The following is a 10,007-nucleotide window of genomic DNA, read 5'->3' as shown; positions in this document are numbered from 1 at the left end:
CTCACCGCAGCAGGCCCTTCAGCTCGATGGTGGGCACGGCGTTCAGCGCGGCCTCCTCGGCCTCGCGGGCCGCCTGCTCGCGGTTGACGCCGAGCTTCTCCTCGCGGATCTTGGCGTGCAGCTTGATGATCGCGTCCATCAGCATCTCGGGGCGCGGCGGGCAGCCCGGCAGGTAGATGTCCACGGGGACGATGTGGTCGACGCCCTGGACGATCGCGTAGTTGTTGAACATGCCGCCGGACGAGGCGCAGACGCCCATCGAGATGACCCACTTGGGGTTGGCCATCTGGTCGTAGACCTGGCGGAGGACGGGCGCCATCTTCTGGCTGACCCGGCCCGCGACGATCATCAGGTCGGCCTGGCGCGGCGAGCCTCGGAAGACCTCCATGCCGAAGCGCGCCAGGTCGTAGCGGCCGGCGCCGGTGGTCATCATCTCGATGGCGCAGCAGGCCAGCCCGAAGGTGGCGGGGAAGATGGAGGACTTCCTGGCCAGGCCGGCCATCTGCTCGACGGTGCTGAGCAGGAACCCGCTGGGGATCTTCTCTTCGAGGCCCATGTTGTCAGTGCCCTTCCTCGCGTCGTCGTGGTCGTCGATCCGGAGTCCTCAGTCCCACTCCAAACCTCCCCGTCGCCAGTCGTAGGCGTAGGCGACGCCGATCAGGCCGACGAAGACCAGCATCTGCACGAGGCCGAACATCCCGAGGGCGTCGAACTGCACGGCCCACGGATAGAGGAAGACGATCTCGATGTCGAAGATGATGAACAGCATCGCCGTCAGGTAGTACTTGACGGGGAAGCGACCGCCGTCGGCCGGCTGCGGGGTGGGCTCGATACCGCACTCGTACGCGGCCAACTTGGCGCGGTTGTAGCGCCGGGGGCCGATCAGCGCGGCTGCGACCACGGAGAAGACGGCGAATCCCGCTGCTAGGGCCCCAAGTACGAGGATCGGCACATACGCGTTCACGCCACCTCGCTCCTTCCAGTCGTCGGCGACTGCGCTACCACGAAGATCATCGCTATGTGAGTCAGTTCACAAGGCTGCGCGCCATCCTATGCCCGTAGGCCTGTGACCTTCGACACGGGGTGCCCCATCAAGTCTGTGATCTCTCCCACCCGTCCATTTCCACCAACGGGCCCCGGGAGCGGACTTTTCACCGCACGTCATGGCACGGCGACCATGTGCTGATTCCGACGGTTATCCGGGGATCTGGCGGTGACCCGCCGGGGCGCTCGACGGCCGGCCGCCTATCACTTGATGTAGCGGCCAAGCAAATTCGCGAAAGACATAGTGCGGTGCTATAGCGCAGGTCAGAGCGGTGTCGGGGAGACGCGGACGCGCACCAGGGCGGGTTCGACCGGGCACGGCCGTCAACCTAGGGTGACCCCACGTGTCAGACATAACCCTCACCACGGCCGTGCTGCTGTGCCTCGCGGCGGCGCTCGCGGGGTGGATCGACGCGGTGGTCGGGGGCGGCGGGCTGCTGCTGCTTCCGGCGCTGCTGCTCGGCCTCCCGGACAGCCCGCCGACCTACGCGCTGGGCACCAACAAGGCGGTCGCCGTCACCGGAACCTCCATCGCCGCCGTCACCTATGCCCGAAAGGCGCCGCTCGACCGGGCGTTGGCGCTGCGGCTGGGCGGCCTCGCGCTGCTCTCGGCGGCGGGCGGCGCGCTGTTCGCCTCGGCGGTGGAGAAGGAGACGCTGCAACCCCTGATCATGGTCGTGCTGTTGGGGGTGGCGGCGTTCGTGGTGCTCAGGCCGCGCTTCGGGCTCGCGGAGGAGGGGGCGGGGCCGCCGCCCTCGATCGCCCGCAGGGTGGGCGCGCTGCTGCTGGTGGGGGTGGGCATCGGGTTCTACGACGGGCTGATCGGGCCGGGCACCGGAACGTTTCTGGTGATCGGTCTTGTTGGGCTGCTGCGCATGTCGATGCTGCGCGCGACCGCGACGGCCAAGATCGTGAACGTCGGAACAAACCTCGGCGCGCTGGCCGTCTTCGCCGGCCAGGGCACGGTGCTGTGGCAACTGGCGCCCGCCATGGCCCTGTTCAACATGGCGGGCGGCTGGACCGGGGCCCGCATGGCGCTGCGCCGGGGCAGCGGCTTCGTCCGGATCGTGCTGCTGGTGGTGGTCGTCGCGTTGGTCGGGCGGCTCGCCTACGACCAGTGGTGGGGCTGACGTTGTGCGTCTACCACGGGCGTGAGGTCCGCCACAGCGCGAATCGGTAACGAGTGGGCAACATTGATTCCCGAGGGCCCCGCGTGTTAGCCCCTCGCCGGATGCCCGAGAATCGGACAATCCGCAGGACAGCGCGGTGAATTGGCGCCAAAGATCAACTTCCCGACGAACCGACACTTCGGGCATATGGGCCGTGAACTCGTCGCGTACACGTCGAATGTGGCCGATACCACGGCGATTGAGTTGAAAGCCCGATGGCTGATAGCCAATGTCCTCATGTCCCCAATCCGTTACCGAGGTCGGCACCGCAAACCCCGGACCTCCCGCACAGTTGGCCTGCGCCTCATACGCGGCGGCGTCCTCTCCGGCGTGGTCGGCACGGTCGCGGTCACCGGCACGGCCGGACCCGCCTCCGCGACCGAGCAGCCCGCCGAGTCCACCGGCGAACTGCCCGTGGTGAGCGCCGCCCTGGCCACCAGCAGCTCCCGCGCCGCCCAGGCCACCGAGGACCTGGCCACCCACACCGAACAGCGACAGGCCCTGGCCTGGGCCCAGGAACGCGCCATCGTCACCGCGCAGCGCACGGCCGCCGAGCAGCGCGCGGAGGCCGAACAGCGCGCCGCCGAGGAGGCCGCGGCGCGCCAGGCCGCCGAGGAGGCGGCGCTGGCCGAGGAGCGCGCCGCCGCCGAGGAGGCGGCGAACGAGTCGGCCGCCGAGGCCGCGAACTCCCCCGAGGTCAGCACCCTCTCCGCGCCCGCGCCCTCCGGCGGCGCGGCGGCGGTCCTCGACTTCGCCCGCTCCCAGCTCGGCGACGCCTATGTGATGGGCGGGACGGGTCCTGACAGTTGGGACTGCTCCGGGCTCGTGCAGGCCGCCTTCCAACACGTGGGCATCTCCCTGCCCCGCGTCTCCGGCGACCAGGCCGCCGCCGGCACCCAGGTCTCCCTCGACGCCCTCCAGGCCGGCGACATCCTGTGGTGGGGCTCCAGCCCCGGCAGCGCCTACCACGTGGCCATCTACACCGGGAACGGCACGTTCGTCGGCGCCCAGAACGCCTCAACGGGCGTCGTCGAGCGCGAACTCAGCTACGACGCCCCGTCGGGCGCGGTCCGCGTCCTCTGACGGGGCTCGCCTCCGGCGAGCTTGCGGAGGCGCGGCGCGGGTTGCCTCCGGCGAGCTTGCGGAGGCGCGGCGCGGGTTGCCTCCGGCGAGCTTGCGGAGGCGCGGCGCAGGGCGCCGCGCCGATGCCGCGTCCCGCGCGGGGCGGAGCGCCGTTGGCGCGGGCTGCCTCCGGTGCGGCAGCGGAGCGCCGTTGGCGCTTCGCGCCGGAGGCGCGTGGTGCGTGGTGCGCGCGCGATGTGCGGCACGAAGCGCGTGGTGCGCGCGATGTGCGGCGCGTGTCCGGCACGAAGGCGCATGGTGCGCCGTGCCGGCGCGTCCTTGCGAGGCGCCGGCACACGGCGCGTGGTGCGCGGGGCCCGTGGTGCGCCGCGTAGTGCGTGGTACGGCGCGTTGCGCGCGGTACGGGCGAAGCGCAGCGCTTCCGGCGCGGGTTGTCTCCGCCGCGAAGCGGAACGCTTCCAGCGGGGGTTGCCTCCGGCGCGGCAGCGGAGCGCCGTTGGCGCTTCGCGCCGGGGGCGCGGAAGGAGAGCCCGCGCGCCTGGCGCGCGGGGAGCGCGGCTCCCCCGGCGCGAAGTTGCAGGTTCGGTCAGCGCGAAGCTGCGGGTTCGGTGCGCGCGGCGCCGGCGGCGCATCGCGCGCGGTCGCGGAACGCGGTACCCGTCCGGCACGACGTGACAGTGGCGTCGCAGCGTCGCGCGAAGCAACGCTCGTCCACGGGACGGCGATCCGGCGCCGTGTGCGTCGCGAAACGCACCTCGCGGCGCGCCCGGCGCAGCACATATCCGACACGAATCGCCGAGAGCGCGGAACTGGTGTGCGCCCTGCGCGCGGCGCGGCAGCCACGCGCCGGTGGCGTCTCCTGCACGGTGCGCCGAACGACGCGGTGCGCGAAGCGCATTCGGCGCGGCGCGGCGCCCGAGACCCGGCGGGTATCCGGCCACGAAACGGGTGCGGAACGCGCGAAGCGCGGGGCAGCGGTCCGGCGCGCAGCGCGCCCCACTCCAGACTCGGGCGGAAGAGAACGAACGCGTCCCGCCCATGGCGCGGGACTTCCCGTGTCCCGGCGGCCGGAACGGCCGCCATCCGCTTCCCAGCTGGCTCCGTGTCGGCGTGCACCGGCACGCCGCAGGAGCGCGCGACGGCCGGACGACTCCCCGCTCGGCGCGCCGGCACCGGCGCTGTCACCCGGACACCTCCGACGTTGACCGCCCCGCCCGGCGGCTCACCGTGGCGACGCCAGGCCACCGGCCCGGGCCCACGATCAGGACCCCAGCCCCCGTCGGCAGACGGAAGCGCGCACCAAGTCGACGACCCGGACGCGCCGTTGGCGAACCAGCCGGCCGGACCTCAACCCGCGCACCCCGAACCGGCCCGGCCCGGAAGGGCCAGGCCCCGACCCGTGATCGGCGCCCAGCGCCGATCACTCCCGCACCGCGCGGCGGTCACGCCCGGGGCGTCAACTTCGTCAGGCCGTTGATCACGCGGTCGGTGGCGTCGCCGCCCTGCGGGTCGGTCAGGTTGGCCAGCAGCTTCAGCAGGAAGCGCATCAGCATCGGGTGGCTCAACCCCCGCTGGGCGGCCAGCTTCATCACCCGGGGATTGCCGATGATCTTCACGAAGGCGCGGCCCATCGTGTAGTACCCGCCGTAGGTCTCCCGGAGCACCTTGGGGTAGCCGAGCAGCGCCAACTCCCGCTGGTTGGCGGTCCCCCGGGCCAGCGCCTGGCTGATCACCTCGGCGGCGATGCGCCCGGACTCCATGGCGTAGGCGATGCCCTCGCCGTTGAACGGGTTGACCAGGCCGCCCGCGTCGCCGACCAGCAGCAGGCCCCGGCCGTAGTGCGGCTTGCGGTTGAACGCCATCGGCAGCGCGGCGCCCCGGATCGGGCCCGTCATGTGCTCGGGGGTGAACTGCCACTCCTCCGGCATCCCGGCGCACCAGGCCCGCAGCACCTCCCGCCAGTCCAGGTCGCGGAAGGCGGGCGAGCTGTTGAGCACACCGAGGCCGACGTTGGAGGTGCCGTCGCCCATCCCGAAGACCCAGCCGTAGCCGGGCAGCAGCCGCTCCCCGCCGCCGCGCCGGTCCCACAGCTCCAGCCAGGACTCCAGGTAGTCGTCGTCGTGCCGGGGGCTGGTGAAGTAGGTGCGCACCGCCACGCCCATCGGGCGGCGCTCGTCCCGGTGCCGGTCCATCGCCAACGAGAGGCGCGAGGAGTTGCCGTCGGCCGCCACCACGACGGGGGCGCGGAAGCTGACCTCGCGTTTCTCGGCGCCCAACTTCGCCTCGACGCCGACGATCCGGCCGGTGCGCTCGTCGCGGATCGGGCCGGAGACGTTGGCCCGCTCGTGGAGCCGGGCGCCGGCCTTCTCGGCGGCCCTGGCCAGTTGTTCGTCGAAGTCGTCGCGTTTGCGGACCAGTCCGTAGTCCGGGTAGGACGCCAACTCCGGCCAGTCCAGCTGGACGCGCTGCCCGCCGCTGATGATGCGCAGGCCCTTGTTCCGCAGCCAGCCGGCCTCCTCGGAGACGTCGATGCCCATGGCGATCAGCTGCTTGGTGGCGCGCGGGGTGAGGCCGTCGCCGCAGACCTTCTCCCGGGGGAAGGCGGTCTTCTCCAGCAACAGCACGTCAAGTCCGGCCTGGGCGAGGTGGAACGCGGTGGCCGAGCCAGCCGGCCCGGCCCCCACGACAATCACATCGGCGGTGTGTTCTGAGGGGGTCTTCTCGGCGGTCTCAGCCACGTTCGGCTCTCCCATCGGCGTCAGAGACAGACAGTTCGGAGTCTATGGGGCGGCGTAGCCCGGACGGTGCCGACCCGGGCTTTCCCCGCCCGCGCACCTCCCGCCCACCCCCGCAGGGAAGGGCGAACGGGGGCGCGGGGGCACGGGCGCACGCGGGCGCGCGCGAGGGCATGGGCGCGCCGGATGGCATGGCCACCGACCGGCCCGAGCCGGCCGCCCGAGCCCGCCTTCAGTCGCCGCCGGGCTTGAAGCCCCGGTGGAGGGCCACGACGCCGCCCGTCAGATCGCGCCAGGCGGGCCGCTCCCAGCCGGCCTCCCGCACCCGCCGGGCCAGCGCGGGCTGGTCGGGCCAGGCGCGAATGGACTCGGCGAGGTAGACATAGGCGTCCGGGCTGCTGGAGACCTGCGACGCGACGGCGGGCAGCGCCCGCATCAGGTACTCGGTGTACACGGTGCGGAACGGGGCCCAGGTCGGGTGGCTGAACTCGCAGACCACCAGCCGCCCGCCGGGCCTGGTCACCCGCAGCAGCTCGCGCAGCGCGAGATCGGGGTCGGCCACGTTCCGCAGGCCGAAGGAGACGGTCACCGCGTCGAACGCGTCGTCGGCGAACGGCAGTCGGGTCGCGTCGCCCGCCGTGAACGGCAACCACGGCGTGCGCCGCTTGCCCGCCGCCAACATGCCCTGGCTGAAGTCGCAGGGCACCGTGAACGCCCCGGCGGCGGCGAACGGCTCGGACGAGGTGCCGGTGCCGGCCGCCAGGTCGAGGACGCACTCCCCGGGGCGCGGATCGACCGCCCGCACCACCGCCTTGCGCCAGCGGCGGTTCTGGCCCATCGCCAGGATGTCGTTGGTGAGGTCGTAGCGAGCGGCCACCGCGTCGAACATGGCGGCGACGTCCTTCGGTTGCTTCTCCAGCGAGGCACGTGTCACCCGGCCATTGTCCCCGGGCCGGTGCCCTTACTCGTTCGGGGGACATCCCCGCGCACCGGGATGAGCCATCCGCCATCGGCCAACTACCGTGCGTGTCATGACTCAGCAATCCCGCGCGGCACGCACGCTGCGCCTGGCCTCCCTGACCGCCACCGCCACCGGCGCGCTGCTCGCCGTGGGCGCCGGCACCGCCTCCGCCGAGGTGTTGCCCAAGGACCTCGAAAGCTCCCTGGGCACCGCCACCGAGGTGACCGGCGGCGCCCTGAAGAGCGCGGTGGACCCCGCACTCGACCTCCAGCTCTACCCGCTGGCCAACACCGGCACCGACCCGCTCAGCAACACCGTGGGCACCCAGGTCGCCGACTTCCAGCCGGTGACCACCGGGCTGTTGACCGGACAGCTCAGCGAGGGCGCAAGCACCCGTCAACTCCTCGGCGGGCTGCCGCTGTTGGGGCCGGCGCTGGGCGGCTGAGGCCCGCGTCGGGCCCGGCTTCGGGCCGGCCACCCGGCCCGAAGCCCGCGCCGCCGCACCGGTCAGCCGGCGGCGGCGTCGACCCCCGTCAGCTCGGCCGAGAGCGACCACAGCCGCTCCGCCTGCTCCGGGTCCAGCGCGTACTCCCGCACGTCCTCCGGCTCCGCGATGTCGCAGTCCTCGCAGTAGGCGCCGCCGAGGCCCGCGAGCGCAGGCGAGGTCGCCGCCCACACCTGGGTGGCCGCGCCCTGCTCCGGCGTCTTGAACGTCGGGTCCGCCCCGTTCCCCTCGGCGTCCACCCAGCCGGCCGCCATCATCTCCTCGCGGGTCAGGTGCCGTTGCAGGGGCGTGAGGATGGCGCCCGGGTGCAGCGAGAAGGCCCGCACCCCGAACTCCCGTCCCCACGCGTCCAGTCGGGCGGCGAAGAGCACGTTGGCCGTCTTGGCCTGGCTGTAGGCCAGCCACTTGTCGTAGCCCCGCTCGAAGTGGATGTCCTCCCAGCGGATCGCCGAGCCGTGGTGGCCGCGCGAGGAGACCGAGACCACGCGGGCGCCCCCGGCCCGCGCGATGGCCGGCCAGAGCCGGTTGACCAGGGCGAAGTGTCCCAGGTGGTTGGTGGCGAACTGGGCCTCCCAGCCGGGCCCGACCCGGTGGAGCGGGGCGGCCATGATGCCCGCGTTGTTGATCACGATGGGCAGCGCGCGCCCGGAGGCCAGAAAGTCGTCGGCGAACCGGGCGACGCTGGCGAGGTCCCCGAGGTCCAACTCGGCCACCTCCACCCGGTCCAGCCCCGCGAGGGCCCGCCTCGCCTCCGCCGGCCGGCGGCCGGCGACGATCACCCGCGCCCCCGCCCCGGCCAGCGCCCGCGTGGTCTCCAGTCCGATGCCCGAGTACCCGCCCGTGACCAGGGCGAGGGTGTCCGTGAGGTCGATGTCGCGCAGCACGTCCGAGGCGCTGGTGCGCGCGCCGAACCCCGAGTTGATCTTCCGCTGTGGTGTCGTCTTCGCAGCCATGCGGCCACGCTAGGAGTCGGAGCGCACTCCAGGTCAACAGGCGGATGCGGCGGGCGAGCGACCGAACGGCCCCGTCCCCGCCGAGGGGCAGCCAGCTCGGACGCCACCGGTGCCCCTGCCACCAGCGCCCCACGTCGACGTCCGGCCCGTCCTCCTCCCCGACGTCCGGCCCGACCTCCCCGAGGGCCGGGCCGACGGCCTCCCCCGCCGTCCGGATCGCGGCCGGCTCGGCCGGCGGCTCAAGGGCCCGCCGGGTGGTTGGCGCCCAGCGCGCGAGCCTCCGCTCGACGCGGCCCCAACTCTCGTCCACCGTCGGAACGTTCACCATGTCGTCACTCCCCCCGCGCCGCCTTCGGATGCCTCCCCCCGCCGACGTGGGCGCCGTCGTCGGCGAGGTGAGGACAGTCAAACACCCGGCACTGACAATCGGCGGTCGAGCCATCACGCACAGCGACCGGGGGGCGGCCGCGGCGCCCCGGCCCACGGCCCACGTGCGGCCTCCAGGGACGAACGCTCAGCCGCCCAGCAGGGGCAGCAGGTGCTCCTCCTCGTAGTCGAGATGGGCCTCCAGGCGTTCGGTCAGCTCCGTCACCGTGGCGGCCGTCTCCTCGCGGTCGGCCCCGTCCCGGCTCACGACCTCCCGCAGCCGCTCGGTGAGCACGGCCACGGCCTCGTGCTCCTCGCGCAGGCGCCGGATGACGGGCGCCGACTCGGGGTGGCCGCGCTCCACCGCCGGGAGGATCGCGGCGTCCTCCCCGGCGTGGTGGGTGCGCAGCCCGAGGCAGAGGGAGAGGCAGTTCACCCTGAGCTGGGCGCCGAGGCCGGTCGGGTCGCCGCGCTCGATCTCCTCCCGGATCGCGGCGAGTTCGCGACGGAAGCCCTCGTGCAGACGTCGGATCGTCTCGCTCGCGCTGCCGGCCCACGGCGGACCGCCCGCCCGCAGCGCCACCACCGGCAGCACCCGGCCGGCCCGCTCCTGGTACGCGCCCCAGCCGGGTTCGGCCTCGACGGCACGGGCGAAGACCCGGTCCCGTTCGGCGCCGCGCAGCACCTCGGCCGTCGCCTCGTAGGTGAACAGGCCGTCCTCGACCGTCACCTGAGGGTGCGCCAGGATGTTGTGGTACCAGTCGGGATGGCGGGGCGAGCCGCCGGCCGAGGCGATGACGAGAAGGCGCTCGCCGCCGTCGGGCAGATAGCCGAGCGGATGGGTGTGCGGGGCACCGGTGCGCGCCCCCCGGGTGGTGAGAAGCAACAGCCGGCCGCCCTCGAAGGGCCCGCCGACCCGACCTCCTCGGGCGCGGAACTCCTGAATGACCTGTTCGTTGAACGAGTTGGCGGCGGGGGTTGATGAGGACACGTGGGCATTCCTTTGGGGCTCTGCTGAAGGGGGATGTCGCGCCCGGGCGAAATGCGGGCAGGACCATTTCGCCGTTCCACGAAAAGGCGCGCTCGGTCGAATGCGCGCGCGGGGCGCGCTGGAGTGCGCGGGAGCGTGCGGAACGGCTCGACGCCACGATGCGCGCAGCTCAGAGCGGGCGCGCGGCAGGCGTGAAGTGA

The 10,007-nt window shown here is 73.1% G+C and carries 9 protein-coding genes; 3 read left to right on the top strand and 6 right to left on the bottom strand.

What is annotated here, in order from left to right; translation table 11 throughout:
* Position 1: 1 nt before the first annotated feature.
* Complete coding sequence (locus FH609_RS11890) at positions 2–556, bottom strand: NuoB/complex I 20 kDa subunit family protein (RefSeq protein ID WP_122184106.1); 555 nt, start codon at positions 554–556, stop codon at positions 2–4.
* Between the two features lie 48 nt (positions 557–604).
* Positions 605–964, bottom strand: a complete 360-nt coding sequence (locus tag FH609_RS11885) for an NADH-quinone oxidoreductase subunit A (RefSeq protein ID WP_122184107.1) — start codon at positions 962–964, stop codon at positions 605–607.
* Positions 965–1,388: 424 nt separating this feature from the next.
* Here FH609_RS11885 and FH609_RS11880 point away from each other — a divergent pair, with 424 nt between their 5' ends.
* Positions 1,389–2,174: a sulfite exporter TauE/SafE family protein gene (locus tag FH609_RS11880; protein ID WP_139667209.1), complete on the top strand. Its 786-nt coding sequence runs from the start codon at positions 1,389–1,391 to the stop codon at positions 2,172–2,174.
* Between the two features lie 276 nt (positions 2,175–2,450).
* Positions 2,451–3,296: a C40 family peptidase gene (locus FH609_RS11875; RefSeq protein WP_139667210.1), complete on the top strand. Its 846-nt coding sequence runs from the start codon at positions 2,451–2,453 to the stop codon at positions 3,294–3,296.
* 1,442 nt (positions 3,297–4,738) lie between these two features.
* Here FH609_RS11875 and FH609_RS11870 read toward each other — a convergent pair.
* Both FH609_RS11870 and FH609_RS11865 read right to left on the bottom strand, forming a co-directional pair.
* A complete protein-coding gene (locus FH609_RS11870; protein WP_122184110.1) occupies positions 4,739–6,049 on the bottom strand; it encodes a geranylgeranyl reductase family protein in 1,311 nt (436 codons plus the stop codon).
* Between the two features lie 214 nt (positions 6,050–6,263).
* Positions 6,264–6,965: a demethylmenaquinone methyltransferase gene (locus FH609_RS11865; protein WP_139667211.1), complete on the bottom strand. Its 702-nt coding sequence runs from the start codon at positions 6,963–6,965 to the stop codon at positions 6,264–6,266.
* A gap of 97 nt (positions 6,966–7,062) precedes the next feature.
* Between FH609_RS11865 and FH609_RS11860 the strand changes: the two genes are divergently transcribed.
* Positions 7,063–7,437, top strand: coding sequence for a hypothetical protein (locus FH609_RS11860; RefSeq protein ID WP_139667212.1), 375 nt, complete (start codon positions 7,063–7,065; stop codon positions 7,435–7,437).
* Positions 7,438–7,499: 62 nt separating this feature from the next.
* Here the strand turns inward: FH609_RS11860 and FH609_RS11855 are convergent, their stop codons facing one another.
* Positions 7,500–8,450 carry an SDR family NAD(P)-dependent oxidoreductase gene (locus FH609_RS11855; protein WP_139667213.1) on the bottom strand — a complete coding sequence of 317 codons (951 nt, stop codon included), beginning with the start codon at positions 8,448–8,450 and terminating at the stop codon, positions 7,500–7,502.
* Between the two features lie 514 nt (positions 8,451–8,964).
* The gene (locus FH609_RS11850) at positions 8,965–9,807 is read right to left on the bottom strand and encodes a nitroreductase/quinone reductase family protein (RefSeq protein WP_139667214.1); all 843 of its coding nucleotides are present in this window, start codon (positions 9,805–9,807) and stop codon (positions 8,965–8,967) included.
* Positions 9,808–10,007: the final 200 nt, after the last annotated feature.

Source organism: Streptomyces sp. 3MP-14, from assembly GCF_006334905.2.
GTDB classification, from domain to species: domain Bacteria; phylum Actinomycetota; class Actinomycetes; order Streptomycetales; family Streptomycetaceae; genus Streptomyces; species Streptomyces triticirhizae.
This window is presented reverse-complemented; position numbering and strand designations above follow the sequence as displayed.